This is a genomic window from Providencia stuartii, assembly GCF_029277985.1.
Taxonomy (GTDB): domain Bacteria; phylum Pseudomonadota; class Gammaproteobacteria; order Enterobacterales; family Enterobacteriaceae; genus Providencia; species Providencia zhejiangensis.
On the sequence record NZ_CP119546.1, the window covers coordinates 2,670,458 to 2,696,435 of the forward strand.

Sequence of the window (25,978 nt, forward strand, 5' to 3'; positions counted from 1 at the left end):
AGGCGAATAATCGTGCATTACTGCACAGTTACTACTTGATGGCCTAATTATTTCTTCTTCGGTGCCAGCACCATGATCATCTGACGTCCTTCAATTTTTGAAGGGAATGACTCCACTGACGCCAGCTCATCTAAATCAGCCTTAATACGGTTAAGTACTTCCATGCCGATTTGTTGGTGAGCCATTTCACGACCACGAAAACGTAGTGTAACTTTGGCTTTGTCACCATCTTCGAGAAAGCGAATCAGGTTGCGTAGTTTGACCTGATAATCACCTTCATCTGTACCAGGGCGGAATTTAATTTCCTTCACCTGAACAACTTTTTGCTTCTTCTTCTGTTCTTTTTGAGATTTGCTCTTCTCATAAAGGAATTTGCCGTAATCCATGATACGACAAACTGGCGGTTCGGCATTTGGGCTGATTTCAACAAGGTCTACCCCTGCTTCTTCTGCTTTTTCTAGCGCATCGCGCAAGCTCATAATGCCAAGCTGTTCGCCGTCTAAACCGGTTAAACGGACTTCAGTCACACGAATTTCGTCGTTAATACGATTTGGACGTGCTGTTGGGATTCTTTTTCCGCCTTTAATACTTTATTCCTCCAACTGGATAAAGAGAATTGCTAATCTTCTCTAAAGCATACATTTCAATAATCATTAAAGGTAACATATTCAACATGTTGATTACTAAAATGTCATATTCATTTGCCTATATGGGTTCCAATCTCTACGGACCGATATGGCGATTCGACCGCGGATTTTAATGCTTATTGCCCGATTACTCAAGTAGATAATCAATTTTTTCGCATTAATCGTTGCCTTTTGTTATTACCAACAGGGCCTAACAGAACGAAATATAAACAAATAAACACGTTTTAGGTTATTTGGTCTGCCGTGGTATCGCGTCATTCAATATACCACTAGCGTATAGGCAAAAAGGCTATTAACGCCGGTATACTCAATAACCTTGCTAATGACAATAAGGCAGTATAGCACCCACTTTTACTGTGGGTGCTGGTCATTATGACTTAATTATTTTTTCTTTGGTGCTAATACCATGATCATCTGGCGACCTTCAATTCTTGAAGGGAATGATTCCACTGACGCCAGTTCATCCAGATCAGCTTTAATGCGGTTAAGCACTTCCATACCAATCTGTTGGTGAGCCATTTCACGACCGCGGAAACGCAATGTCACTTTGGCTTTGTCACCATCTTCCAAAAAGCGAATGAGGCTACGCAATTTAACTTGGTAATCACCTTCATCTGTTCCTGGACGGAATTTAATTTCCTTCACTTGAACAACTTTTTGTTTTTTCTTCTGCTCTTTTTGAGATTTACTCTTCTCATAAAGATACTTACCGTAATCCATGATTCGGCAAACAGGTGGCTCAGCATTAGGGCTAATTTCAACTAGGTCAACACCAGCCTCTTCCGCTTTAGCGAGTGCTTCACGAACACTCATTACACCGAGTTGCTCACCGTCTAAACCGGTGACACGGATTTCAGTTGCACGGATTTCTTCGTTAATACGATTTGGACGTGCTGTTGGGAGTTTTTTTCCGCCTTTAATACCTTATTCCTCCATCTGATTGAGCTGACGACTGCGAATTTCTTCCAGCAGTTTGCTTGTAAATTCATTAACATCTAGGCTGCCTAAATCTTTACCACGACGGGTACGAACAGAGACTTTACCTGATTCAACTTCTTTATCACCACAAACTAGCATGTAAGGAACACGACGCAAGGTGTGTTCGCGAATTTTAAAGCCGATTTTCTCATTACGTAAATCCGCTTTCGCACGAATGCCAACACTTTGTAGCTTGCTAACTAATTCTTGAACATAATTTGATTGAGCATCCGTAATATTCATCACAACGACTTGTTGCGGCGCTAACCAAGTTGGGAAGAAACCTGCATATTCTTCTGTCAAAATACCGATAAAACGCTCAAGAGAACCTAATACCGCACGGTGAATCATCACAGGAACGATACGTTCGTTGTTTTCACCGACATAAGATGCATTGAGACGCCCTGGTAAGAAGAAGTCCAACTGGACAGTTCCGCATTGCCAAGCACGGTCTAAGCAGTCATACAGCGTGAATTCAATCTTAGGACCGTAGAATGCCCCTTCCCCTGGTTGGTATTCAAATTCAATACCTTGATCTTTTAATGCCTGAGCCAGATCCGCTTCTGCGGTATCCCACATATCGTCAGTACCGATACGTTTCTCTGGGCGTGTAGACAATTTAACAACTATTTTTTCGAAACCAAAAGTTGCATAAACGTCATAAATCATTTTAATGCAGTTAGTGACTTCACCTAAAATTTGCTCTTCGGTACAGAAAATATGCGCATCGTCTTGTGTGAAACCACGTACGCGCATTAATCCATGCAGTGCACCTGATGGTTCGTTACGATGGCAGCTACCGAATTCCGCCATTCTTAACGGCAAATCACGATAAGATTTCAAACCTTGGTTGAAAATTTGCACATGTCCTGGGCAGTTCATTGGTTTAACACAATATTCACGGTTCTCTGAAGAGGTTGTAAACATCGCGTCTTTATAGTTTTCCCAGTGACCTGTTCTTTCCCAAAGTACACGATCCATCATGAATGGACCTTTCACTTCTTGATAGTTATAAGCTTTTAATTTAGTACGTACAAAGGTTTCCAATTCACGGAAGATAGTCCAACCGTCATTGTGCCAGAATGCCATACCTGGCGCTTCTTCCTGCATATGGTATAAATCTAATTGCTTACCAATTTTACGGTGGTCACGCTTAGCGGCTTCTTCAAGACGAAGCAAATAGGCATTCAATTGTTTTTTATCTGCCCATGCGGTGCCGTAAATGCGTTGCAACATTTTATTATCGCTATTACCACGCCAATATGCGCCTGCCACTTTTTGTAATTTAAAGTGGTGACAAAAACGCATGTTTGGCACGTGTGGACCGCGACACATATCAATATATTCTTGGTGGTGATATAACCCAGGACGATCATCTTGACTAATATTTTGATCAAGAATTTCCACTTTATAATCTTCACCACGCGCAACAAATGTTTCACGAGCTTCAGCCCAAGAAACACGTTTTTTAATTACGTCATAATCTGTTTTGGCAAGCTCCAGCATGCGCTTTTCAAGCTTCTCCAAATCTTCCTGCGTCAGCGCATAGTCCAGATCAATATCATAGTAAAAACCGTTATCAATCACTGGACCGATAGCCATTTTGGTATTTGGCCAAAGTTGCTTAATGGCATGACCTAACAAGTGAGCACAAGAGTGACGAATAATTTCAAGGCCATCGTCATCTTTACTTGTGATGATGGATAGATTGGCATCATTTTCGATGATTTCACAAGCATCAACTAGCTCACCGTTTACACGACCCGCGATACACGCTTTTGCTAGACCTGCGCCAATATCGCGCGCAACATCCATGACAGAAACGGCATGGTCGAACTGACGCTGACTTCCATCAGGAAGAGTAATAACAGGCATTAATAAATCCTTATCAGCAGTGGTGACCCACACGAAAGATCACTTGCTTGATTATTCCAAAGTTTATAAATCAATACGTTACCTTTAATTTCTCGCTGCACAATGCGAGGTATGCACACCAGTCTGTACACAAATGACAAAAATACTATGCACATTAAATGCAACTCAAAGACAATAATAACACAGACATATTTTAAGGCGATAGAGAGATAAGATTATTAATCCATTATATAAAGCCGCTAAAAAAGATATGCCTGTATAAAAAGGACCGAAAATTTAATCAATACTGCACAAAATTATTCAGCAACTCACCCCATTGAAAAGCGTAAATATAAAGTTGCTGATATTCATCATCGCTAGCCTAGCCGTATACTCAGCGACAAGTCAGCAAACAGTAATTATCTAACTGACATTGACTCCAAATAAATTAGGTTGTGCTTAGACAACACATAATCAGATCTGATAATCGTTAATAGTGAATTAACTCAGATAGCGTCGTTGCCAATCTTATTATCTGCACAACTTGACTTATAAGGAGCATAAGTGAGGTGTAATATGAAAAGCTTATGTAACGCTATACTATCGTTCTGTGCTATTGGTGTTATGTTACTCCTGTCGTCATCCCAAGTGAGTGCTCATGGTTACGTGTTAAGCCCTGAAAGCCGTGCTTATCAATGCTATAATGGCTATGGAAATGGCAAAGAACCAACCAACTTTGATTGTGGTATTAGAGGCACATCTGACCCACAAAGTATTGAAGGTTATAAAGGTTTTCCAGAAGCTGGCCCTCCAGATGGTCATATTGCAAGCGGAAATATTTCAACCTATTCTGAGTTGGATGTACAAACCCCAGATCGTTGGACAAAAGTTGATATGAAAACCGGCGAGAATACTTTCGTTTGGTATCTAACAATGAGCCATACATCGGCTTCATGGCGTTTTTTCATCACTAAAGCAGATTGGAATCAATCAGAAGCTTTAACTCGAGCAGCATTTGATTTAGAAAACTCTATTTGTGATCCTGAGCCAATCAGTGTGAGTGGCATTAATCCACCCACAAAAGAAAATATAGAGTTTAAATGTTATATTCCGACGGACCGAGAAGGCTACCATGTTATTCTCGCAATATGGGATGTTGCTGATACGAATAATGCTTTCTACCAAGTTATTGATGTTAATTTAAGCAATTAACGCAATAATGGCTCTCTTTATCCCTTTATTAAGAAGAGAGGCTCTTTAATTTAAGAGCCTCTCTACACTCAAATCATGATGGATTAACCAACAGATTATCTCAGTATCGACTTAGCGTTATTGATATCCTTAAAAACTATCAATAATCAGCAATATACTTTGTCACCGTTAATTTCTTGCCGCCGCGAGATAGATCTCTATCATCGGTTTTTTTATGGGGTGTTTTTATGAAAAAATTATACTGTTACTGACTTTTTTTTGTATCAACAGCCTCTTTAGCTGATTGCCATTTAAAAAAAGCCGCTAGGAATAAAATGTTGGATCAAAAAATTGGAATCTCCGGCCGTTGTGACACACAAAAAGCAATTAAAGATCAAGCAACCAAGCAAATCGATGAACGTTTGGGTATTCATTCTCAAAACATCAAGCAAAATATCAGCGATAAAAAAGAACATATCGAGATTCAAGCCACTCGCGTTAATATCAATAAAGCTACCGACAAAACAACATAGTTTAAATATGAGTACTATTTAACCATCCCATCATGGACAATAGTACTCGTATGATTTGATTATTGAAAAAGAACAGATATTGCACTGGCTGCTAATAATAACCCCATCACTAGGTTAAATTTTTTCAATACCTGTGGATTTTTCAATCGCTCTCTTAATTCACTACCAAACATTGCCCAAATCGTCACACACGGAAAATTAATCAAACTAAAAATAATGGCGACTATCAACATGGAGCTATAAGGATTCATAGATTCTGTATACAAAGCCATCCCTGACACGGCCATCATCCAGGCTTTAGGGTTAACCCATTGAAAGAGTGCGGCTTCTAATAGGGTTAATGGCTTTTCATTACCGTCTTTCGGTGAGCCAACTGAACGGCTAATCGTCGTTTTCCATGCCAGCCACAATAAATAAATAATGCCTATATATTTCAGAATATTGTAAACCACTTCTGAAGATTGAATTAAGGCCCCTACACCTAGGCCAACAGCAACCAACATCACAAAAAAGCCAAGGGATACCCCTAAAGCATGCGGCATAGTCCGTTTCAATCCAAAGTTCATTCCTGACGCAAGCAACATAATATTATTGGGTCCAGGCGTGATGGAGGTTACGAAAGAAAACATCGATAAAGATAAGAAAGTTTCAATATTCATAGTGTGTGCATCTATTGAGCAAATTATTAATAAAAAATAACCACAGAACCTTTACTCAATACAGCAACTTTTACCCCGCTGAATACTGAGTAACTCGCAGTGTAAAGCGGTTTGATTTCAACTTTTTTATCTCTACGTGCGCATGCTTAGCTTAACCCCATTAATTCACAAACAGATATAACTGGTCATTGCTTTTTCTACCTATCTATAAATCAAACTATGTGGTCAATCGCGATATATTTCTCTAGCTGTCATAAAGAGAGATAATATTTAGTCGCTATTTTAGTCACGATTCTATTGTGTATGGTTACAACCAGCGCCGAGTCTGTTGGCGATAACGTTGCCACTCTGCTTTAAAGTGTTCCGCTAAACATTTTTCTTCTTGCGGGATGGTATACAAATCGGTGATTAACCAAAACACTAGGCCAGACACCAAAAAATAGGGGGATTGAGTGAATAGCGCTAAGCTAACGCACATTGAAGTAAAAGCGAGATAGAGAGGGTTGCGAGAAAATCTAAATGGGCCTTCGGTAATTAAAGCTGTCGCAGGGCTGATAGGATTAGGAGACGTTTTGAAACGATAAAAATAATATAAACTGGCGGCTATCCATCCAAAGCTTTCTAAAGCAACTAAGATACCTAGAACCCCCGTCCAACCAGAAAAACTCCACGCCAATATGTTTTTTGCGTAGAGCGCATAGAAGGCAATTGTGTTTAAAATTAACCAATTTAAGAAGGGTAATCTAAATATGCTCATGACAATCTTCCTGAATCAACCTAGCATACGTAGACTAACATAAATCAATTAGCTTGTTTTAAGTCGCCAATCATATTTTTTGATCTTGGGGGGATAAAGCGGCTGTGCGTTTGTACCATCAACGCTGATTATGTCCTAAAAAGAAAACACTTTTTAATCCTTCGAGACGAGCATATTCTTGCTGACAAACTAATTTGCGCACTTGCATTGGCATACTATCAATACGCGAGCGAATTCCATTGAGTTGATCATCTAGCCCATTCATCCCTTTGATACTGACGATATCTTCATTGGTCTTTAAATAGTCTGCGAACGTTTGTAGGTTACTTTCTAAACTATCGCATACATTATTATTGACATCCCGACTTGGTATTAATGAGCTAATGGATTCCGGCAAAAGGTTTGCAACACTAGGATAAATATTTTGTTTCCATTGTTGTGGGAAAACAATAAATAGTGCAGCCATTGAGATACCAATCAGCATCACTAAGGCTGTTAGAGCCGTCATTACATTTTTCATTTACAACCCCAAACTGTCCTGTTTCACTGTCTCTAGGATACTGCATAAGGCGTAAAGCAATTTTTATAATAAAAAATTGTTTGTAAAGAAAACTTTAGCAAGCGTATTTTACTAATAAAAGCAGACAAATTAAGATGATACGTTATTGTCCAATAATTTATAGAAGAGCGTTGTACTTTCAAATTCATGCTGTGCATTTGTCACAAAATGAGGGGTTTCTCCCGCTTTAATATAGCCTTGTTTACAATACAAATGAGACGCGGTATCCCCCGTTCGGGTATCCAGTACCAATAATGTCCGTTTATGATTAAGCGCTAACTGCTCAATATTCATCAACAACTGTTTCGCCATACCATGCCCCCGAAAAGCAGTATGTACCATGAGTTTTTCAACTTCTGCTCGATGACGTCCATTTGCTTTTAAACATAAAGAGAGTTGAATGGCGCCAGCTAACTGTTGATCAATATATTTCACCACTAATAGGCGCTCACCTTTACGTAAATCCTTATCGACCTTTTGCCAATACTGTCGGGCATCCTTCGGCATTAATGGTGCAATAAATCCGATTGACGCTCCACTATTAACACTATCGATTAATAGAGACTCTAACTGCTGTTCTATGCCTTCTATAGATGTCATTTCTTTGATAGACATTGTATTTTTCCTTAATACCTTATTTTGTTATTAGCATCAAAAATAGTTATTCTGCAAAGGCCAGTTAACAAGGACACTAATCGTAAAACACCATATTCTCATAAGGTGCTTTTTGGCAATGTGCTAAACGCTCTATTAATGAACCAACATGAATTTCTAGCTTATGGCCATCCGGATCCAAAAAGTAAAACGAATCCCCTTCGCTACGATTATCTTTCCAAACGGTAACATCTGCACGTTGTAGCTTTTCAACTACCGTAGAAAAGTCTTTTGATGATACGGTGAAAGCATAATGCGTATAGTCTGTCTTCTCTGGTCGTTGGGCCTTTCGGGTGGGATCGACTGAAAGACATACCCATAACTCCCCGCAAGTGAGGTAAGCACCATTTTTCCATCTTGCATGAAGCTTCATTCCTAATATTGAATGATAGAAGAACAGACTGTTCTTAATATCTGTGACCGCCAGAGTCAAATGATTAATCCCCGTAAGCATATAACCTCTATATTAAATTGCCAAAAAAATATGTTTTTTATATATATTCAATTAGTTAAATAATATACGGATGGGTATTTCGATAATAATAAACAATAAATGTTTATTCTTTTAATGAATTTACATAACCAATAGTTAACTAACATAATTAAGCGTATAACTTAAAGCATATCGAAATTTTGACAACCTACTAATAGATGCCCTTTCCCTTTTTATGTCCCCCATAAAAAGGGTTTTTTTTACCCTAAAAATTGAACACTTTTAAAACACAAGCCTATCTAACTGTTATATAAGAAATAAGATAAGTTATTCACAATGGAATGCTAATGTTATCCACAGTTAATGTGAACAACTGCTCTTATTTCATATTATTTGAATACACCTCTTTGTAATTTAGAAATGTCATTATGAGACTCGTCATGGCAATATTTTATCGTTAACTTCACTAGCAAACAGCAGTCGGAGTGCTTTTACGGGGCATACAATAATAATTTTTGTTATAGTGCTCATTCATACTCAAAATTGTTAACATCTATAAGAGCTTAATTTGCCTATTATGAATGATATTTTGGAACTGTTTCAGGCCATCGGTATTGGATTGGTTTTATTACTACCACTTGCCAACCCTCTGACAACAATCGCTGTAATGCTCAGTTTGTCTGGCAATATGACCAAAGAACAACGAAACCATCAATCACTTTTGGCTGCCATCTATGTTTTTGCAATCATGACAATTGCCTTTTATGCTGGACAGTTAGTCATGAATACATTCGGTATATCCATCCCCGGTTTAAGAATTGCAGGTGGGCTCATTGTGGCCTTTATCGGATTTGGAATGCTATTCCCTAGCAGTGAAAATAATGATGACACTAGTGCATTAGCGCCTGATGATTCGACTATTTCTAAAAAACGTCAACGATCTCCAAATATTGCCTTTGTTCCCCTCGCCATGCCAAGTACTGCTGGACCAGGAACTATCGCTATCATCATTAGTTCTACGGCATCTTTGCAAGGTGATGTCGGATTTGCACCTTGGATCTTAAAAGTTGCTCCTGTTTTGACATTTTTTATTGTCAGCCTAATCGTGTGGTTAGCGCTAAGGGGCGCAACTTCAATTATGAAATGGTTAGGTAACGGTGGGATTGATGCTATTTCTCGTATTATGGGATTCTTATTAATTTGTATGGGAGTCCAGTTCGTTATCAACGGTATCGTTGAAATAGTCGCACAACTCCCACATTTAATCGCAACACATCAATAGTTTATGGCTAATGCATTATAGGCATTTTTCACTTTCCACAAATAGCGCGGAGCTTGAGGCGCTGGATGCTTAGATTGAACGTGCTGGTAGAACTCTTCAGGCGTCAAACTATTAATCATCGCAATAGCTCTGCCCTTATCATTATCAAATGTTCGTAATAACGCCCCTGCACCATTAACGTAAGCAACAACAGTCGCATAGTACATGGTTTGTGGATGATTAATCCCCGCTAGGTGCTGCTCTTTAAGTATACGAATATAGGTGGTACCGATATCAATATTGGTTTTTGGGTCTTTTAATTCATGACTTGACGGTTCCCCCGACTTACCCTGATAACGATAAGCATCACGACCCGCTGTCGATGCTTTTATTTGCATTAGGCCAATAGCATTGGATTTACTCACCACTTCAGGTCTAAAGTTGGATTCGACCTCAATTATCGCTCTAATCAACGTTTCATCGACATTATACCGATTTGCTGATTCTCGAATAAATTCATCAAATGGCGTGCGAGGGAATGAAATATTTTGCTGTACGGTTGATAAATTGCTACTTTTATTTAACATCCGTTGTGTTGATACTTGTTTTTCTGGTTCACTGGAGCATCCCGCCAGTAACAGAAATACCAATGCGCCACCGATATTTTTTTTCACCGAGATATCCTCTGCTAACAAAACTGACGGAAGAATAACTAATCGTAAGAAAAATAAAACAATTTTTACTTAACTTTTACTTTAAGACATGTTCTATTCATACCAATATATAATCACAATAATTGATGAATCACACACTTTTTGTCTTGACTTTATCCAATTGATATTGATAATCATTATCAATTGAGTTTTAATCCTGTTATGCTTTTTTGTTAATAACAGTACAATTAAAAAATCCACTAAGCCAATGATGTCAGGGTCTGAACTATGAACAAAAAATTTTCGCTCTTTTCTAAACCACTGCTTTCTGCTCTCTTTGCTTTATCCGCTATTCTACTAGTCAGTCAACCTGCTTTGGCTAAAAAGTTTAAGGTCGTCACAACTTTTACTATTATTCAAGATATCGCACAAAACGTGGCGGGTGATGCCGCAATCGTAGAGTCCATTACTAAACCTGGGGCAGAAATCCATGGTTATCAACCTACCCCGAAAGATATTATGAAAGCTTATGATGCTGACTTAATCTTATGGAATGGTCTAAACCTTGAAGTGTGGTTTCAACGTTTCTTTGAGAATTTCCAAAACGTTCCTGCCGTCGTAGTCACTGAAGGTATAGAACCTATGCCAATTCGAGAAGGTGAATATAAAGGAAACCCAAACCCTCATGCTTGGATGTCTCCTGCCAATGCCAAAATTTACATCGAAAATATTCGCAAAGCCTTGGTAAAGTATGATCCAGAAAATGCAGAAATCTATAACGCAAACGCTAAAAAGTATGCTGAAAAAATCGCACAACTTGATACACCGCTTCGCGAACGTCTTAACCGTATCCCTGAAGATAAGCGTTGGTTAGTATCCAGTGAAGGTGCATTTAGTTATTTAACAAAAGACTACGGTTTAAAAGAAGTGTATCTATGGCCTATCAATGCTGAAGAGCAAGGCTCCCCACAGCAAGTTAAAAAAGTTATCGATACCGTACGCGAATATAATATCCCTGTTGTTTTTAGCGAAAGTACTATTTCAGATAAACCCGCACGCCAAGTTAGCAAAGAAACTGGGGCAAAATATGGTGGGGTACTGTATGTGGACTCATTATCAACTGCTGATGGCCCTGTACCCACCTATATTGATTTGCTAAATACAACAGTAGACACCATAGCGAAAGGATTTGATCAGTAATGATGAGTAGCTCAAACCGCTTTGAACACCCTAAATTGATTGTTGATGATGCCACTGTAACGTATAACAACGGTCATACCGCTATTTATGATGCAAGTTTTAATATTACTGGTGGCTCAATTTGCGCACTCGTTGGCGTCAACGGTAGTGGCAAATCAACCTTGTTTAAAACGATCATGGGGTTAGTCACCCCATCATCTGGTAGCGTCACTTTAAATGGCGAGCCAATTAAAGCTGCGCTAAAAGAAAATATTATCGCCTATGTTCCACAAACAGAGGAAGTTGATTGGAACTTCCCTGTGCTCGTTTCTGATGTAGTGATGATGGGACGTTACGGTAAAATGGGCTTTTTCCGTATCCCCAAAAATGAAGATAAAGAAGCAGTCAAAAAAGCGCTAGAGCGCGTGGACTTAGCAGGGCTTGAGCATCGCCAGATAGGTGAGCTGTCTGGAGGCCAAAAAAAACGGGTCTTTCTCGCTCGTGCTCTTGCTCAACAAGGTAAAGTTCTGTTGCTCGACGAGCCTTTTACTGGGGTTGATGTTAAAACTGAAAATGCCATCATTGATTTACTACGCAGTTTACGCGATGAAGGCCACCTGATTTTAGTATCAACCCATAACTTAGGTAGCGTACCCGAATTTTGTGACCAAGTGATTTTGATTAATCGTACAGTACTGGCCAGTGGCCCAACTGAAACCACCTTTACCCAAAAGAATTTACAAGTTGCTTTTGGTGGCGTACTGCGTCATATCAATCTCTCCGGACAAGAGCTTCATGATGATGATGACCCCCGCTCTATCACGGTCATTACCGATGATGAAAGGGCTGCTGTCTTCTATGGTCACGACCACGATGCACCCGTTAGAACGAACCAACCTAAGGATTCAGAATGATCGAGTTGTTACTTCAGCCTTTCGAGTACAACTATATGGTTAAAGCCATCTGGGTAAGTGCCATTGTAGGTGCCGTCTGTGCATTTCTGTCCGCTTATTTGATGCTCAAAGGCTGGTCATTAATGGGGGATGCCCTTTCCCATTCTGTTGTTCCTGGGGTAGCAGGCGCTTATGCGTTAGGGTTGCCTTACGCCGCTGGTGCTTTTTTTACTGGGATCTTGGCAGCTCTTGCGATGACGTTTATCAAGCATATCACCCGTTTGCGTGAAGATGCCGTAATTGGCTTTATCTTTTCCACCTTCTTTGCTGCGGGCTTATTGATCGTATCGTTAAACCCCACTTCAGTGAATGTGCAGACTATTATATTTGGTAATATTTTAGGTATTGCGGATGCCGATGTGCTGCAAGTTGAAATCATTATTGCCGTCTCTTTCATTGTATTACTCGCGCTTTGGAAAGATCTACTCGCAGTATTTTTTGATGAAAGCCACGCGCGTTCAATTGGGTTAAATCCACTACGTTTAAAAATAATCTTCTTTACCTTGCTGAGCGCCTGTACTGTTGCTGCGTTACAAACAGTTGGGGCAATTTTGGTTATTGCAATGGTCGTGACACCTGGGGCAACCGCCTACTTACTGACTGACCAATTTAAACGATTATTGATCATTGCGGTGGCTATTGGTACAGCAACCAGTGCAATTGGTGCTTATGCGAGTTATTTCCTCAATGGTGCAACTGGTGGATTAATTGTTACTTTACAAACAATTATTTTCTTGTTGGCTTTCTTCTTTGCACCCAAACACGGTATTTTTGCATCACGACGCAAAGCAAAACAAGAAGTGGAGAATTTGCATAAAATAAAGCAACAAGGAGCCTCTAATGAGTGATTTTATTGACTTACTAACGGCACCGTTTCTCTTCCCTTTTATGCAAAAAGCGATCATCACCGCCATCGTGACAGGTGCTGTATGCGCCATTTTATCTTGCTTTTTAGTCCTAAAAGGCTGGTCATTGATGGGGGATGCTATCTCTCATGCCGTATTACCAGGTATCGTCATCGCTTCTGTGGCAGGTATTCCTCTTGCTATAGGCGCCTTTATTTCAGGGCTATTTTGCGCATTCGCGACGGGCTATTTAAAAGAGAACAGTCGAATAAAAGAAGATACCGTGATGGGAATTGTGTTTTCCGGCATGTTTGCCGTCGGTTTAGTGATGTTTGCTAAAATCGATACAGAACAACACCTTACCCATATTTTATTCGGTGATATTTTGGGAATTACTGATGCCGAGTTTAAACAGAACTTATGGTTCGCAGGTATCACGATCGCCATAATCTTACTAAAACGTAAAGATTTTATGTTGTACTGTTTTGACCCTAATCAGGCAAGGGTCATTGGACTCCCCGTTAAACTCATCCATTATGGTTTACTGTCCTTACTTGCTTTAACTATTGTCGCCTCGCTACAAGCCGTCGGGATCATTTTGGTTATTGCCATGTTGATTTCACCGGGGATCATCGCATTCGTGCTATGTCGAAGTTTTGGATGGATGTTGGTGGTTGCCGTCATCGCCTCCGTCACTTCCAGCGTGATTGGTACTATTATTAGCTTCCACATTGATGGGGCAACCGGCCCTTGTATCGTGATTACCCAAGCGGTTTATTTCATTATTGCTCTGCTCTACAGCAAAATGGTATTAACACGCAAAAGAGCTAAAATGCCGCAAGAAAAGTTACAATCAGCCTAAAAATTCTTTTGTTATTAAAAAATAAAGGCCGCTTCCTATAAGAAGCGGCCTTTGACTATGCAGATTAATCATGAGTACTTAAGAAGCTACATCAACTTTTTCCAATACGATTGGAATATTTTTATAAGCAGGAATACCGCTTTGTGGATCAAAATTATCCAATGCGATTAGGTTATTCGCTTCAGGAAAATAGGTCGCAACACAACGGTCTGCCATATCATAAATCACGACTTTCAAGTTATCTAAACGGCGATGAGTGCGTTTTTGATCACTATCAAGTGCGATAATGTTGACCCTATCACCAGCTGCCAAGTTTTGTTTTTTCGCTTGCGCTTCACTGATAAACATCACGTCACGTTGACCAAACACGCCTCGATAACGGTCATTTAATCCATAAATCGTGGTGTTATATTGATCATGGCTGCGAACTGTCGCTAAGATTAACTCGCTGTTCACGGCTGATTTAGGATCTTCAATCACCCCTTCTGTGGTCATGAAATTTGCTTTACCAGACTTCGTTAGCCAGCGTCGTTCTGACGCCGCGTTAGTGAGGTGAAAACCGCCAGGCACACGAATACGTGCGTTATAATCGTCAAAACCAGGTAAAACAGCTTCCATTGCGTCGCGGATTTTATCGTAATCATCAATAAAATCATCCCATTCCACTTTAGTATTTGGCAATGTGGCTTTTGCCATACCAGCAACAATGGCACATTCTGATTTTAAATGTGGGCTAGCTGGTTTTAACTTACCGTGAGAAGCATGTACCATCGACATGGAATCTTCCACTGTAATACTTTGTGGCCCTGTTTTTTGCATGTCACGTTCAGTACGCCCTAATACAGGGAACAAAAAGGTATTTTTTGCCGTTAATAGATGTGAGCGATTCAGTTTTGTGGCTGCATGTACCGCCAAATCTAATTTTTTCATGCCATTAAAACAAGCATCTTGATCAGGCATTGCTACTGCTAGATTTCCTCCCATGCAGATCAGTGCGCGAGCTGTTCCCTCCGCGATTGCCTGCATGCTTGCAACTGCGGCATGACCAAACTGAGCTGGTGGTTTAAATCCAAAGCGCTGCTCAAGTTTATCCAAGAAAGATTGGCTTGGTTTTTCGGTGATCCCGACAGTACGGTCACCCTGAACATTGGAGTGCCCACGTAAAGGACAGATACCCGCCCCTTCACGACCAATATTGCCTTTTAGCAAGAGTAAATTGACCAATTGTTGAATATTTTGCGTACCATGTTGATGCTGAGTGATCCCCATGCCATAGCAAATGATCGTTCTGTCCGCCTCAATATATAACTGTGCTATTTGTTCAATGTCTTCTTTTGAGAGACCACTAACACGTAAAATATCTTCCCAGCCTGTTGTCATGACATCATGCTTAACGGCCTCAAAACCAACAGTATGAGTTTGAATAAATTCATTATCCAAAATAGGTGCTTTTCCTTGTGCAATCGCAGCTTCATGCTGCTCAATCACACAACGCATCACGCCTTTTATCAAAGCGGTATCACCACCAATGCGTACTTTATAATAGTGCTCAGCTAACCGCGTTGATTCAAACGTTAACATTTCAATCGGGTCTTGAGGGTACTCAAAACGCTCCAATCCACGCTCTTTCAACGGATTAATGGCAATGATTTTAGCGCCTCGTTTTGACACCTCACGCAATGAACTTAACATTCTTGGGTGATTCGTTCCCGGATTATGACCAATACAAATGACTAAGTCGGCCTTATCAAAATCCTCCAGCAATACCGTACCTTTACCAACACCTATCGATGCAGCAAGCCCAACACTCGTTGGTTCGTGGCACATATTGGAGCAATCGGGAAAATTATTAGTACCGTATTCTCTCGCAAACAATTGATAGAGAAACGCGGCTTCATTTGACGTACGACCTGAAGTATAAAACTCTACACTGTTTGGATCAGGATAACTTGATAAAAGCTGACCTATTTGTGCAAATGCGTCTTCCCATTCAATCGGCTCATAATGGTCAGTTTGTGCATTATATTTCATTGGATGCGTTAATCGACCTTCGTTTTCTAAATCGTAATCATCCCATTTTAATAATTCGGAAACAGAATATTTAGCGAAAAATTCAGGAGTGGTTCTTTTTGATGTTGCTTCCCATGACATGGCTTTTGCGCCATTTTCACAGATATCAAATGAGGCATAATGTTTTGGATCAGGCCATGCACAACCTGGACAATCAAATCCTTGAGGTTTATTCATTTCAAACATTGCTATCACATCATGACCAATATCCATTTGGCCTCTAATGGCTTCCGCGACGGCTTTTACCGCGCCCCAGCCCGCAGCAGGGCCAGTGTAATTTTCAATTTTTTCTTTCATTTTCATTACTCTTTTAAATTTAAAATATTACAAATAATGAACATCAAATAATTACAATCTAATTTTGATTAAATTTTATTTAATTATATACATAGAAAAATATAGCAAATAATATTAATAACAATAAGCCATTATTTTTATTAATAGGCAAATAGAATTAAAAATATGTCATTATTACGACTCAAATTTAATTCACTCTATTTATTGTCATATTTCAATATTTAATTACGATGATTTATCAACGTCATAATGATTATTTAATTACAACAAATTTTCAAAAAAGCCATATTCCATCAAATGTTATCACTGGGTAATTTCGTGATAGGCTCTTCTTTTTAAATAATTATTGCTGTTAATTCCTAAACTGTCGCTATAGAATTGTGTTAATGAAGACCAAAGCAAAGCGAGGTGTGTCATGTGGCAAGCAATGTATCGTTTATTAAGCGAACACTTGGGTGAAGCAGAACTTCATAACAAAGAGATCCTGTCTGGAGGAGACATTCATCACACGATGAAAATCGATTATGGTGAACATACCATTTTCGTCAAACAGAACCTGCGTGAATTTTTGCCTTTGTTTAAACAAGAAGCTGAGCAGCTTGAGATGCTTGCCAAAAGCAATACTATCACCGTGCCAAAAGTCTACGGCGTCGGGAGTAATAAACACCATAGCTTCCTGCTACTCGAATATTTTCCGTTGAAAAAATTTGATGCAACCAATGCATGGCGCTTTGGTCAACAATTAGCACAACTTCACCAATGGGAAGAGCAGCCTAGTTATGGTTTTGACTTTGACACCATGTTAGGGACCATCACTCAGCCAAACGGATGGGAAAAGCGTTGGAACTCGTTTTTTGCTGAAAAACGCATTGGCCTACAATTACAACTTGCAGCAGAAAAAGGTATGGTATTTGGTGATATTCAACAAATCGTTGATATTGTCAGAAAACGCCTTGCAGGACATCAGCCTCAACCCTCATTGTTACACGGTGATTTATGGCCCGCCAATTGCGCTATTACCTTGGAGCAAAACGGTATTTTATATGATCCCGCTTGTTATTGGGGGGATAGAGAATGTGATATCGCAATGTTACCGCTGTATCAAGAATTACCAATCCAGATTATAGATGGCTATCAAAGTGTTTGGCCATTACCAAGCGGTTTTCTCGATAGGCAGCCCCTTTATCAACTGTACTATTTACTTTGTCAGTCAAACATATTTGGGCTTGAAAAGAGCTACTTGCATGCTCGAACGATTACCGATGAGTTACTTGGTGAAAAGTAACGACGTGTTTTGGCCCAGTTTTGTTTGACTGGGCCTGACTGATTACCAATTCAAAAATTTTAACGCGAAATAAATTGCGACACCTAACACGATCGGCCAAAAATACAGAATAAAGAACTGAGTAAAAATGGTATGACGAGGGATCGTAACCTTGGCTTCCAATTCCTCTTTCGAAACGTCGTTACCTTTCGCCTTTTCTAAAATCACATGGTCTTCAATACTTTCACGAATAAACTTAATTTGTCGATACATTCGTAGGCCCGACGCACTTAGCGCTATACCAACAAAGATAAAAATAAAAATGATTATAAAACCGATATTCGCCCCGACAAACCCTTCAGAGACTCGGGGAATGGGAGAGTTATGCCAAAACAGATTGAGAAATGGTGTACTTTGACGGGTCATTTCAGCCATTAATTTAATAAAATCATTGGCGACCGCGTTAATTCCCTCACCTTCCAGCCCTTTTATTGCTGCAAGTTTGATGAGTGAAGCTAAGGTAGAAAGCAATGCTACAAGAAAAACAATCCAACCGAGAATACGTTTGCCGATTGCGACATAACTTGCAGTCTGGTAATTCATTATTAACCCTCAAAAAATTTTTTTTATAACTAATCATAACTGAATTTTCATAAACCCACCAAATTTACAACACTGAATAATAGTGTTCCGACTATTTTCAGATTTTTTAACTTGTTATTTATTAAGGCTATTAACAAAGATCCCCGTTCTGATATATATAATCAAGTAATGACTTGCTACAATATCTCGTCACACGAAAGGGCTAAGCATTTCAAGTTGTATGCCACTCATTAACCAAGTGACCAGTGAAATCAATCCATCATTTCACTGCATACAACGGATTGAAGCATGGCAAGGTCACACATACATGAATGGAGTTTTGACATGTACCATAATTTAACCATCCAATCTGTTATTTTTGATATGGATGGCTTGCTGATTGATTCTGAGCCTTTTTGGGCACAGGGAGAGCGAGAGGTGTTTTCTCAGTTAGGCATCGACTTGTCTATTGCCGATAAATTACCTGATACTCTCGGTTTACGTATCGACCATGTTGTAGAGCTTTGGTACCACGCTTCTCCATGGCAAGGCCATAGCCTCAAAGAAGTTGAGCAAATGATTATTGACCGTGTCATTGGATTAGTTGAGGAACAACGTCCTCTCCTACCTGGTGTGCATCATGCCCTTGAACTGTGCCGTTCAATGGATCTCAATATCGCGCTCGCTTCAGCATCCCCACTCTATATGCTGGAAAAAGTCTTAAACTTATTTGATATTCGCGATTATTTTTCTGCGGTCGTCTCTGCTGCTGATTTACCTCACAGCAAACCACACCCAGAAGTTTATCTGAATGCCGCAGCGTTGTTAGACACCAAGCCTATTCATTGTGTGTCATTAGAAGATTCCTTTAATGGCATGATTGCCGCTAAAGCAGCACGGATGCGCTCGATCGTCGTACCCGATAAACAACATTTTAATGACCCGCGTTGGGGCCTCGCTGATGTTAAGCTATCTTCACTCAATGAATTAACTGAAAAACATTTGCGTTAATTTTTATTCATTTCTTTTTTTATCTAATCCCTATCATTTTTTGATAGGGATATTACGAAAAAGTATAAAGCTCTGATGTTATTCGCTAATAAATAAGCGTTTTTTTCGCTACTCACCTATCATATTCCTTGTAAACACTTTATACTTCCCGCCTAACTGTATAGATAAACAGATGGTAATTTATCCACCATGACTGCTGAAGGGCACCTGCTATTTTCTGTCGCCTCATTAATAATGGCACATAAGCTAGAAATCACGACTGAGCTTGCTCAAGGTGACTGGCTACATATGGTGCCAGGCGTTCTGCTGGGTGCCTTATTGCCAGATATCGATCACCCTTCTTCTATTCCTGGGCGGCTATTAAGGATCTTATCAATACCGATTTCTAAATTATGCGGACACCGTGGATTCACGCATAGCTTGATTGCTTGGCTACTATTAATGATCGCCTGCTACCAGTGGTTACCATCACAATGGGCTATCCCGAATGATTTACTGCAAGCATTTTTACTCGGTTATATCAGCCACTTAATTGCAGATATACTAACGCCTTCTGGAGTGCCATTCCTATGGCCACTGCCGTTGCGTTTTTGCCTGCCACTACTGCGTAGTAAGTCAAATAAACGGGCTGAGCGCTTTGTTGCTATTGCATTGACGGTTTGTGCTTGCCTTCTACCTGCTGGCTACAACTTTGATCTGCACTCACAATTTGATAGCGTCATAAAATATATTCATAATCAAATAGATACATACTTACCTACCTAATCAATCGTTTTGTAATATACTGTAAGTATCAATCTTTATATGTTATTACTTTTCATTATAAGAATTGTATTTTATCTACTGTTAACATATAACCAGTTGTTAGGATAAGCTAATCCCTTATAACCTTTAAGGTTTACAGTGCTAATAACATAATTCAAAAACTGCGATTGGAGTTCGGAATGAATATTCCTTTAATAATTAATGTGCTCATCTTTGTAGCACTGCTTATACTGCTAGCAAAATTAGGGGCAAAGGGCTGGAGTCTATCTAAAAAAGTTTTATTAGGCTTGGTTTTCGGTGTTGCTTATGGTGTAGCGCTACACTATGTGTATGGTACTGGTCACCAAACGCTGAAGGATTCCATTCTCTGGTTTAATATCGTCGGTAATGGTTATGTGCAATTATTACAAATGGTTATTATGCCATTAGTATTTGCCTCAATACTCAGCGCTGTTGCACGCCTACACAAGGCTTCCTCTTTGGGAAAAATTAGTTTTTTAACGATTGGTACACTACTATTAACGACAGCCATTGCCGCACTGATTGGTATTTTGATGGCTAATCTGTTTGGCTTAACGGCCGAAGGTTTGGTTCAAGGCCAGCAAGAAACCGCACGTCTTGATGCGATTCAAAATAACTATGTCGGTAAAGTATCCGATCTAGCTGTTCCACAGTTAATTTTATCCTTTATTCCAAAAAATCCATTTGCTGATCTGACTGGGGCTAGCCCAACGTCAATTATTAGCGTCGTGATTTTTGCAGCCTTCTTAGGTGTCGCTGCCTTACAATTATTCAAAGATGACCAAGAGCGTGGTGAGAAAGCATTAGCGGCTATCGATGTGTTACAAGCTTGGGCGATGAAACTGGTTCGTTTAGTGATGCGTTTAACACCGTATGGTGTAATGGCACTAATGATAAAAGTTGTCGCAAGCTCTAACTTATCCGATATCATCAACTTAGGTACTTTTGTTATTGCCTCTTATGTCGCAATCGGATTAATGTTTATTATCCACGGTATTTTCATTGCGGTAACTGGCCTAAGCCCGATTAAATTTTTCAAAAAAGCAGGTCCAGTATTAACGTTCGCTTTCACAAGCCGTTCTAGTGCAGCGAGTATTCCATTAAATATTGAGACGCAAACTCGCCGTTTTGGTGTGCCAGAGTCTATCGCTAGCTTTTCCGCTTCCTTTGGTGCCACTATCGGCCAAAACGGTTGTGCAGGTATTTATCCTGCGATGTTGGCGGTAATGGTTGCGCCAACAATGGGAATTAACCCATTTGATCCTCTATGGATTGCCACCTTGGTTGGTATCGTCACAATCAGTTCCGCTGGGGTTGCGGGTGTTGGTGGTGGTGCAACATTTGCGGCATTAATTGTATTGCCAGCGATGGGTCTCCCCGTCACGCTTGTAGCATTATTGATTTCCGTTGAACCATTGATTGATATGGGCCGTACCGCATTAAACGTGAGCGGTTCAATGACTGCGGGTACCGTAACCAGTCAGTTAATGGGTGAAACCAACAAAACAATTTATAACCAAGAAGAGGATGGCGAACTAAAACACGTCTAATCTTCGCTCATGATTAACTGCTCACCGTCCTATCGGGCTCGGTTAGTAAAATAACAATCACACCCTGTGAGTCTTAGGCTGACAGGGTGTTTTTTTATCTCACGCCTTTAATTAAATTTATTTATCGTATGGATAACGATAAATTTCAGTGTTTAATTCTAAAATACCTTGCCAATAGTCAATAGTACGTAAGATAATAGCGGCTGAGTAACGATTCTAGGCTATCTGCCTATGTTACGTCAGCCCGTGTTCTGCGGGTCACCATCATCAATATTTTTTAGTGATTTTATATATGACCAATATTCATATACTAAAAACTGATCCTGAAAATAACCCATGTGTAAGTTGCGGTGCATGTTGCGCTTATTTTCGCGTCTCTTTCTATTGGGCTGAGAGTGAAAGTGGTGGTGGGTTAGTCCCTCAAGAGTTAACTGAGCAAATCACCCCCTTTATGAGTGCAATGAAAGGGACGAACCAAAAACACAATACGCGCTGCACCGCATTGACAGGTACCATTGGCGAATGTGTCTCTTGCTCAATTTACACACAACGACCAACGCCTTGCCGCGAGTTTGAACAATCATGGTTATCAGGAGTTCACAATGAAGCTTGTGACCGAGCTCGAGCAGCCCATGGCCTTCCGCCTTTAGAACCTCACTTGCCACAGATCGCGTGTTAACCGTCTATGACCCAGGTCACTCTGGGTTATCTCTTTGAATCCATTGATGATACATCTTACTTCAATGAAGAAATTGAGCTTATTCATCTCAATAGATTAATCGAATAACAATGAAAAATGGTCATCTCCTTTAGCCACATCCCCTCTTCTTTGATGCCTCTGAATGATATTCAGATCGACTGTTTATCTAACGTTAATCAACATAACCCGAATGGGTTATGTTGAGGATTTAAATGGCTTCCAAGGACTATTTCTTTGTTTTGCGGATGTTAAAGCGTTATCTACGCAAAAAAACGCTAATATGTTTATTCTTCCCTTAACTCTGTCATGGCTTCCATTGCTAATTCAAATGAATATAAGCGAGCCTGATGGTCAAAAATTTGCCCATTAACCATGATTTCATCGGCCTGAGTTTGCCGCAATATAGACGCTATCCCATGACGAACTTTCGCCTTATCTCCTACCAATGACATCCCTAGGGCTTGCTGCACACCCAATTGCTCGGCTGGAGACCAAATTTTATCCATATCTTGAACAGGTGGTGGCAATTGAGCAGGCTGTCCTCTACGCAACATAACAAAAGCTTGCTGCATTGATGTAAATAAAAATTCAGCATCACGCACCGTATCAGCTGCAATTATATTGATACAAACCATTGCATAAGGCTTTTCAAGCCTTGCTGAAGGTTGAAAGTTTTCACGGTATACATGCAGTGCCTGTAGTAACAAATCAGGTGCGAAATGTGATGCAAAGGCGAAAGGTAAGCCCATCTGAGCAGCAAGCTGTGCGCTGTATAAACTTGAACCTAATAACCAAACTGGAATTTTTTCGCCATAACCGGGAACAGGCCTAACAGGTGGGTTAGGATCTATTGCATCAAACCAATTGACTAATTCAGCCACATCTCGCGGAAAATTATCAATATCCTGACTCATGTGCCGACGTAGTGCCCTCATGGTCTGTTGATCGCTTCCCGGAGCACGCCCTAGTCCTAAATCTATTCGATTTGGATATAAGGTATTCAATGTTCCAAATTGCTCAGCAATCACCAGAGGTGAATGGTTAGGTAGCATAACGCCTCCCGAACCTACACGTAACCTTGTGGTATTCGCAGCAAGATAGCCAATCAGCACTGATGTGGCAGCACTTGCTATCCCAGTCATATTATGATGTTCCGCTAACCAATATCGATGATAGCCGAGTTTTTCAGCTAATTGAGCTAAATCGAGAGAATGAGAAAAGGCTTCCTTAGCGGTAGCACCTTGAGGGATAGGCGCAAGATCTAACACGGAAAAAGGCATATTGATATCAGACATAATGACTCACTTTGTTATCATTTTGTTCGTTATACAACATGCTAATCGATTACTCTCTCACCTGCCAGTCACTCTGTTTCCTACAGCACAAGTGATGCTATCTCGCTATACTAATACCCCATAATAAAGCCTTAATTGACTCTGCTATTTGTGTTAGGAAGCTAAATAAGTAGAAAATATGGAAAAAGTGCAGCAATTGTGAAGCTTCAGTCAAAGCAGGTAAAACCGATTGCGGTAAAAAACCAATTCATTGATTATTCAAATCAGTGCAAATAAGAGGATATATCAATGACAAAATTAAATTCTGGTTTACTTGCTATCATATTGATGTCAATTGGATTTTCGGCTGCTGCTAATGGCCCTAATAATAAAGTGCCACGCAGCCATATAGGGAATCACCCTAATATGCTATTCAGTGTGACTCAACAGACAACAACCCCAAATGAAACATTGAAAAAACTTGCTAATGATGCACCCAAAGTGGCAGAAGGTAAACGTTACATGGTTAAAATGAGCATTGTAGAAATGCCTGAGTATGCCCCCATGAGACGAGGTGCAGCACCGCAACCGGACAATGCAGCTACAACGACTCCAGCACAATAGTTTTTTAAGATAAAATACCTCATAGGTATTACCTTTTAGACTAATACGCAGAATCAAATAGCATCTCTTGCAAATGTTCGTTATCTTAAGCGAATAACAAGTAGATCTATTAATCCTACGAATTGCCTCTATTTATAGAGGCTTTTTTTTATCCTAATTAAATTTAGTCTAAAACTAGTAAATTTCCTTATTTATTTCTAATCTTAATAAGCAACAAACAGTATTGTGTAGACTTGAGTATCTATTTTTATACAACCGTTGGAGCAAATCATGGGTTATTTCGAACTGAAAAAATCGACAAAAGATACGGCTCAGCCATACTATTTTGTTCTTAAAGCTGCAAATCATGAAATCATCGCAAGTAGCGAGATGTATTCGACGAAGCAAGCTGCATTAAAAGGAATTGCATCTGTTCAAAAAAATGCCGTAACAGAGGAAATCAAAGATCTCACCGCTTCATAGCGTCAAAAAAGGTTTTTCGACTTAACGGCTGAAACGCCTTGTGAACCTACGAGGCGTTTTATGCGCAACTCGCCTAATAAAGCACACTCATTCAGTCACAACAAAGACTCATCGTACAGGGGTAATAAAAGGATTCTGATATCACCAACCGAAATTGCCATGACTTTGTTATGTCAGAAAAGTGTTCACCTTCAAAAGCCATTGATGTCATTGCTTCTGGAAATAACGTCATAATAGCCATAGCTGAAATCGCGCTTTCCTATTATCAGATCCCTCCAATGCATCTATCCAGTCAGTTTCCAGCAGCGATAATAAAATACCACTTCACTGACAGAGATAATCTCCATGTAACGTTATAAATAGTCACACACGATCACTTGCCACAGCGATAAGAATTAAAGCCCTAATGATGATAAGGGCTTTGTGATAAACTTCACTGAACCTACACTTTATAATGCAAGAAACGTTTACGACTGCCAAAAATAATCGTTTTTTTCTTGCCAGCCTTTACGTTTCATACAACGAACATATTCTTGACGACGACTCTCTTTATTAACATCTAAAACATAGCTCTCTGTCTTCGGTACTTTCTCTTCATAAGTTTTTTCTTTACCGCATTCATCGTCTTTCTTGCACTTTTTTGAAATGGTTTCATACACAGTGTGCTGGGCGACTTCGTTACGAACGGGAAATCGTTTAAAGGCATCAAATTCACATTGTGAATCCGCCTCCTGATATGTCCATTCAGATAAACCTACGGGTTCCCATTTTGACGTGCAGGCAAATAACAACAAACACATCAACATAACGGTTAATTTCAATATCTTATTCCTATGCTTGTCTTAATATAAAAATACGCTAATCACTACTTATAATAAATAAGGAGACCGACATTCCATATGTTATAATCTTTTCATCACAACGATTGGAGGATGCTATGCAACACTATAAAAATATCGTTAAACACGTCGATTCGCTATTAGAAGAGAATTCGATCCCTAATATGAATGCGTTACTTATGCAACTTTCCCACGATGAATTGTTAACACAAGAGCAACGCTTCGAACAACAGCAACGCTTAAGAAACGCAATTTTTAAACATCATGAATCGTAAAGCCAATGTGATGAGTATAAAATAAAACATTTATTACCCATCACATGCTTAATCGAATTTTGTCTAATTAAATTGGTCATGTCAATATATAGCATCAATTACGCTAAATATATAATCGATTGTTTAAATTAAATCAGTTTATTAATATCAGTGTATATTAAAAACAATAATAATTATTTTATTTATTCGTCATTTCAGCGCGGCTTTGTCTCTATAAATAATCATA

General features: G+C 39.6%; 29 protein-coding genes. 16 read left to right on the forward strand and 13 right to left on the reverse strand.

The genetic code is table 11. The features are described from left to right. Positions 1-47: 47 nt before the first annotated feature. From infC (P2E05_RS11700) to thrS, 3 genes are all read right to left on the reverse strand, one after another. Positions 48-587: a translation initiation factor IF-3 gene (gene infC, locus P2E05_RS11700; RefSeq protein ID WP_163863602.1), complete on the reverse strand. Its 540-nt coding sequence runs from the start codon at positions 585-587 to the stop codon at positions 48-50. A gap of 441 nt (positions 588-1,028) precedes the next feature. Further along, positions 1,029-1,568: a translation initiation factor IF-3 gene (infC, locus tag P2E05_RS11705; RefSeq protein WP_163863604.1), complete on the reverse strand. Its 540-nt coding sequence runs from the start codon at positions 1,566-1,568 to the stop codon at positions 1,029-1,031. Positions 1,569-1,571: 3 nt separating this feature from the next. Beyond that, positions 1,572-3,500 (reverse strand): threonine--tRNA ligase, encoded by a 1,929-nt coding sequence (thrS, locus tag P2E05_RS11710; protein WP_163862056.1) that lies wholly within the window; start codon positions 3,498-3,500, stop codon positions 1,572-1,574. 555 nt (positions 3,501-4,055) lie between these two features. Between thrS and P2E05_RS11715 the strand changes: the two genes are divergently transcribed. Both P2E05_RS11715 and P2E05_RS11720 read left to right on the forward strand, forming a co-directional pair. Then, the gene (locus P2E05_RS11715) at positions 4,056-4,691 is read left to right on the forward strand and encodes a lytic polysaccharide monooxygenase (protein ID WP_154623354.1); all 636 of its coding nucleotides are present in this window, start codon (positions 4,056-4,058) and stop codon (positions 4,689-4,691) included. A 314-nt stretch (positions 4,692-5,005) separates the two neighbouring features. Further along, positions 5,006-5,203 carry a hypothetical protein gene (locus P2E05_RS11720; RefSeq protein WP_163862059.1) on the forward strand — a complete coding sequence of 66 codons (198 nt, stop codon included), beginning with the start codon at positions 5,006-5,008 and terminating at the stop codon, positions 5,201-5,203. Between the two features lie 59 nt (positions 5,204-5,262). On the opposite strand, the gene P2E05_RS11725 is transcribed toward P2E05_RS11720, so the two are convergent. The 5 genes from P2E05_RS11725 to fos form a co-directional block, all read right to left on the reverse strand. Beyond that, on the reverse strand, positions 5,263-5,862 hold the full coding sequence (locus P2E05_RS11725; RefSeq protein ID WP_154623091.1) for a LysE family translocator: 600 nt from the start codon (positions 5,860-5,862) through the stop codon (positions 5,263-5,265). Positions 5,863-6,169: 307 nt separating this feature from the next. Beyond that, positions 6,170-6,619 (reverse strand): methyltransferase family protein, encoded by a 450-nt coding sequence (locus P2E05_RS11730; RefSeq protein WP_154623092.1) that lies wholly within the window; start codon positions 6,617-6,619, stop codon positions 6,170-6,172. Positions 6,620-6,737: 118 nt separating this feature from the next. Further along, positions 6,738-7,139, reverse strand: coding sequence for a hypothetical protein (locus P2E05_RS11735; RefSeq protein WP_154623094.1), 402 nt, complete (start codon positions 7,137-7,139; stop codon positions 6,738-6,740). 129 nt (positions 7,140-7,268) lie between these two features. Then, the gene (locus P2E05_RS11740; protein ID WP_276122754.1) at positions 7,269-7,793 is read right to left on the reverse strand and encodes a GNAT family N-acetyltransferase; all 525 of its coding nucleotides are present in this window, start codon (positions 7,791-7,793) and stop codon (positions 7,269-7,271) included. Positions 7,794-7,869: 76 nt separating this feature from the next. After that, positions 7,870-8,286, reverse strand: a complete 417-nt coding sequence (fos, locus tag P2E05_RS11745) for a fosfomycin resistance glutathione transferase (RefSeq protein ID WP_154635598.1) — start codon at positions 8,284-8,286, stop codon at positions 7,870-7,872. 556 nt (positions 8,287-8,842) lie between these two features. On the opposite strand from fos, the gene P2E05_RS11750 reads away from it, so the two are divergent. Beyond that, positions 8,843-9,547, forward strand: a complete 705-nt coding sequence (locus P2E05_RS11750; RefSeq protein WP_154622290.1) for a MarC family NAAT transporter — start codon at positions 8,843-8,845, stop codon at positions 9,545-9,547. On the opposite strand, the gene P2E05_RS11755 is transcribed toward P2E05_RS11750, so the two are convergent. Then, positions 9,541-10,200: a transglycosylase SLT domain-containing protein gene (locus tag P2E05_RS11755; protein ID WP_163862070.1), complete on the reverse strand. Its 660-nt coding sequence runs from the start codon at positions 10,198-10,200 to the stop codon at positions 9,541-9,543. The genes P2E05_RS11750 and P2E05_RS11755 overlap by 7 nt on opposite strands. Positions 10,201-10,467: 267 nt before the next feature. Here P2E05_RS11755 and P2E05_RS11760 point away from each other — a divergent pair, with 267 nt between their 5' ends. From P2E05_RS11760 to P2E05_RS11775, 4 genes are read left to right on the forward strand one after another with little or no spacing between them, the layout of a single operon-like run. Further along, on the forward strand, positions 10,468-11,379 hold the full coding sequence (locus P2E05_RS11760) for a metal ABC transporter substrate-binding protein (RefSeq protein ID WP_154622292.1): 912 nt from the start codon (positions 10,468-10,470) through the stop codon (positions 11,377-11,379). A gap of 2 nt (positions 11,380-11,381) precedes the next feature. Beyond that, on the forward strand, positions 11,382-12,272 hold the full coding sequence (locus P2E05_RS11765; protein ID WP_154622295.1) for a manganese/iron ABC transporter ATP-binding protein: 891 nt from the start codon (positions 11,382-11,384) through the stop codon (positions 12,270-12,272). Continuing rightward, positions 12,269-13,159 (forward strand): metal ABC transporter permease, encoded by an 891-nt coding sequence (locus P2E05_RS11770; RefSeq protein ID WP_154622293.1) that lies wholly within the window; start codon positions 12,269-12,271, stop codon positions 13,157-13,159. Before P2E05_RS11765 ends, P2E05_RS11770 begins: the two co-directional genes overlap by 4 nt. After that, positions 13,152-14,018 carry a metal ABC transporter permease gene (locus P2E05_RS11775; protein WP_154622294.1) on the forward strand — a complete coding sequence of 289 codons (867 nt, stop codon included), beginning with the start codon at positions 13,152-13,154 and terminating at the stop codon, positions 14,016-14,018. The genes P2E05_RS11770 and P2E05_RS11775 overlap by 8 nt, the downstream gene beginning before the upstream one ends. Positions 14,019-14,096: 78 nt before the next feature. On the opposite strand, the gene P2E05_RS11780 is transcribed toward P2E05_RS11775, so the two are convergent. Continuing rightward, positions 14,097-16,385, reverse strand: coding sequence for an FdhF/YdeP family oxidoreductase (locus P2E05_RS11780; protein WP_163862073.1), 2,289 nt, complete (start codon positions 16,383-16,385; stop codon positions 14,097-14,099). A gap of 415 nt (positions 16,386-16,800) precedes the next feature. Between P2E05_RS11780 and P2E05_RS11785 the strand changes: the two genes are divergently transcribed. Continuing rightward, entirely contained in the window at positions 16,801-17,670 is an 870-nt protein-coding gene (locus P2E05_RS11785; protein ID WP_272657397.1) for a fructosamine kinase family protein, read from the forward strand. Positions 17,671-17,712: 42 nt separating this feature from the next. On the opposite strand, the gene P2E05_RS11790 is transcribed toward P2E05_RS11785, so the two are convergent. Beyond that, positions 17,713-18,252, reverse strand: a complete 540-nt coding sequence (locus tag P2E05_RS11790) for a YniB family protein (RefSeq protein ID WP_154621831.1) — start codon at positions 18,250-18,252, stop codon at positions 17,713-17,715. Between the two features lie 324 nt (positions 18,253-18,576). On the opposite strand from P2E05_RS11790, the gene hxpB reads away from it, so the two are divergent. The 4 genes from hxpB (at position 18,577) to P2E05_RS11810 (ending at position 22,257) form a co-directional block, all read left to right on the forward strand. Further along, positions 18,577-19,242 carry a hexitol phosphatase HxpB gene (gene hxpB, locus P2E05_RS11795; protein ID WP_154621830.1) on the forward strand — a complete coding sequence of 222 codons (666 nt, stop codon included), beginning with the start codon at positions 18,577-18,579 and terminating at the stop codon, positions 19,240-19,242. 189 nt (positions 19,243-19,431) lie between these two features. Beyond that, positions 19,432-20,007: a metal-dependent hydrolase gene (locus P2E05_RS11800; protein WP_154621829.1), complete on the forward strand. Its 576-nt coding sequence runs from the start codon at positions 19,432-19,434 to the stop codon at positions 20,005-20,007. A gap of 179 nt (positions 20,008-20,186) precedes the next feature. Beyond that, entirely contained in the window at positions 20,187-21,578 is a 1,392-nt protein-coding gene (locus P2E05_RS11805; protein ID WP_154621828.1) for an L-cystine transporter, read from the forward strand. A 292-nt stretch (positions 21,579-21,870) separates the two neighbouring features. Next, positions 21,871-22,257, forward strand: coding sequence for a YkgJ family cysteine cluster protein (locus P2E05_RS11810; protein WP_154621827.1), 387 nt, complete (start codon positions 21,871-21,873; stop codon positions 22,255-22,257). A 305-nt stretch (positions 22,258-22,562) separates the two neighbouring features. Here P2E05_RS11810 and P2E05_RS11815 read toward each other — a convergent pair whose 3' ends face one another. Beyond that, positions 22,563-23,573 (reverse strand): luciferase-like monooxygenase, encoded by a 1,011-nt coding sequence (locus tag P2E05_RS11815; RefSeq protein WP_163862079.1) that lies wholly within the window; start codon positions 23,571-23,573, stop codon positions 22,563-22,565. 288 nt (positions 23,574-23,861) lie between these two features. Here P2E05_RS11815 and P2E05_RS11820 point away from each other — a divergent pair, with 288 nt between their 5' ends. From P2E05_RS11820 to P2E05_RS11830, 3 genes are all read left to right on the forward strand, one after another. Further along, positions 23,862-24,176, forward strand: a complete 315-nt coding sequence (locus P2E05_RS11820) for a hypothetical protein (protein ID WP_196713007.1) — start codon at positions 23,862-23,864, stop codon at positions 24,174-24,176. Between the two features lie 270 nt (positions 24,177-24,446). Then, entirely contained in the window at positions 24,447-24,638 is a 192-nt protein-coding gene (locus P2E05_RS11825) for a YegP family protein (protein WP_269723193.1), read from the forward strand. Between the two features lie 170 nt (positions 24,639-24,808). After that, positions 24,809-24,997 carry a hypothetical protein gene (locus P2E05_RS11830; RefSeq protein WP_269723194.1) on the forward strand — a complete coding sequence of 63 codons (189 nt, stop codon included), beginning with the start codon at positions 24,809-24,811 and terminating at the stop codon, positions 24,995-24,997. A gap of 108 nt (positions 24,998-25,105) precedes the next feature. Here P2E05_RS11830 and P2E05_RS11835 read toward each other — a convergent pair whose 3' ends face one another. Continuing rightward, positions 25,106-25,459, reverse strand: coding sequence for a hypothetical protein (locus P2E05_RS11835; RefSeq protein WP_230085767.1), 354 nt, complete (start codon positions 25,457-25,459; stop codon positions 25,106-25,108). Between the two features lie 116 nt (positions 25,460-25,575). On the opposite strand from P2E05_RS11835, the gene P2E05_RS11840 reads away from it, so the two are divergent. After that, positions 25,576-25,752, forward strand: a complete 177-nt coding sequence (locus P2E05_RS11840) for a DUF2526 family protein (RefSeq protein ID WP_154621823.1) — start codon at positions 25,576-25,578, stop codon at positions 25,750-25,752. Positions 25,753-25,978: the final 226 nt, after the last annotated feature.

What these genes read in the sequence shown, in the direction of transcription:
- P2E05_RS11775 (WP_154622294.1), top strand. Translation starts at nt 13,152, where the DNA reads ATGAGTGATTTTATTGACTTACTAACGGCACCGTTTCTCTTCCCTTTT.
- P2E05_RS11780 (WP_163862073.1), bottom strand. Translation starts at nt 16,385, where the DNA reads ATGAAAGAAAAAATTGAAAATTACACTGGCCCTGCTGCGGGCTGGGGC.
- P2E05_RS11770 (WP_154622293.1), top strand. Translation starts at nt 12,269, where the DNA reads ATGATCGAGTTGTTACTTCAGCCTTTCGAGTACAACTATATGGTTAAA.
- P2E05_RS11750 (WP_154622290.1), top strand. Translation starts at nt 8,843, where the DNA reads ATGAATGATATTTTGGAACTGTTTCAGGCCATCGGTATTGGATTGGTT.
- hxpB (WP_154621830.1), top strand. Translation starts at nt 18,577, where the DNA reads ATGTACCATAATTTAACCATCCAATCTGTTATTTTTGATATGGATGGC.
- P2E05_RS11800 (WP_154621829.1), top strand. Translation starts at nt 19,432, where the DNA reads ATGACTGCTGAAGGGCACCTGCTATTTTCTGTCGCCTCATTAATAATG.
- P2E05_RS11760 (WP_154622292.1), top strand. Translation starts at nt 10,468, where the DNA reads ATGAACAAAAAATTTTCGCTCTTTTCTAAACCACTGCTTTCTGCTCTC.
- P2E05_RS11805 (WP_154621828.1), top strand. Translation starts at nt 20,187, where the DNA reads ATGAATATTCCTTTAATAATTAATGTGCTCATCTTTGTAGCACTGCTT.
- P2E05_RS11765 (WP_154622295.1), top strand. Translation starts at nt 11,382, where the DNA reads ATGAGTAGCTCAAACCGCTTTGAACACCCTAAATTGATTGTTGATGAT.
- fos (WP_154635598.1), bottom strand. Translation starts at nt 8,286, where the DNA reads ATGCTTACGGGGATTAATCATTTGACTCTGGCGGTCACAGATATTAAG.
- P2E05_RS11740 (WP_276122754.1), bottom strand. Translation starts at nt 7,793, where the DNA reads ATGTCTATCAAAGAAATGACATCTATAGAAGGCATAGAACAGCAGTTA.
- P2E05_RS11720 (WP_163862059.1), top strand. Translation starts at nt 5,006, where the DNA reads ATGTTGGATCAAAAAATTGGAATCTCCGGCCGTTGTGACACACAAAAA.
- P2E05_RS11715 (WP_154623354.1), top strand. Translation starts at nt 4,056, where the DNA reads ATGAAAAGCTTATGTAACGCTATACTATCGTTCTGTGCTATTGGTGTT.
- P2E05_RS11810 (WP_154621827.1), top strand. Translation starts at nt 21,871, where the DNA reads ATGACCAATATTCATATACTAAAAACTGATCCTGAAAATAACCCATGT.
- thrS (WP_163862056.1), bottom strand. Translation starts at nt 3,500, where the DNA reads ATGCCTGTTATTACTCTTCCTGATGGAAGTCAGCGTCAGTTCGACCAT.
- P2E05_RS11820 (WP_196713007.1), top strand. Translation starts at nt 23,862, where the DNA reads ATGACAAAATTAAATTCTGGTTTACTTGCTATCATATTGATGTCAATT.
- P2E05_RS11840 (WP_154621823.1), top strand. Translation starts at nt 25,576, where the DNA reads ATGCAACACTATAAAAATATCGTTAAACACGTCGATTCGCTATTAGAA.
- P2E05_RS11790 (WP_154621831.1), bottom strand. Translation starts at nt 18,252, where the DNA reads ATGAATTACCAGACTGCAAGTTATGTCGCAATCGGCAAACGTATTCTC.
- P2E05_RS11825 (WP_269723193.1), top strand. Translation starts at nt 24,447, where the DNA reads ATGGGTTATTTCGAACTGAAAAAATCGACAAAAGATACGGCTCAGCCA.
- P2E05_RS11730 (WP_154623092.1), bottom strand. Translation starts at nt 6,619, where the DNA reads ATGAGCATATTTAGATTACCCTTCTTAAATTGGTTAATTTTAAACACA.
- P2E05_RS11815 (WP_163862079.1), bottom strand. Translation starts at nt 23,573, where the DNA reads ATGTCTGATATCAATATGCCTTTTTCCGTGTTAGATCTTGCGCCTATC.
- P2E05_RS11830 (WP_269723194.1), top strand. Translation starts at nt 24,809, where the DNA reads ATGTCAGAAAAGTGTTCACCTTCAAAAGCCATTGATGTCATTGCTTCT.
- P2E05_RS11725 (WP_154623091.1), bottom strand. Translation starts at nt 5,862, where the DNA reads ATGAATATTGAAACTTTCTTATCTTTATCGATGTTTTCTTTCGTAACC.
- P2E05_RS11785 (WP_272657397.1), top strand. Translation starts at nt 16,801, where the DNA reads ATGTGGCAAGCAATGTATCGTTTATTAAGCGAACACTTGGGTGAAGCA.
- P2E05_RS11735 (WP_154623094.1), bottom strand. Translation starts at nt 7,139, where the DNA reads ATGAAAAATGTAATGACGGCTCTAACAGCCTTAGTGATGCTGATTGGT.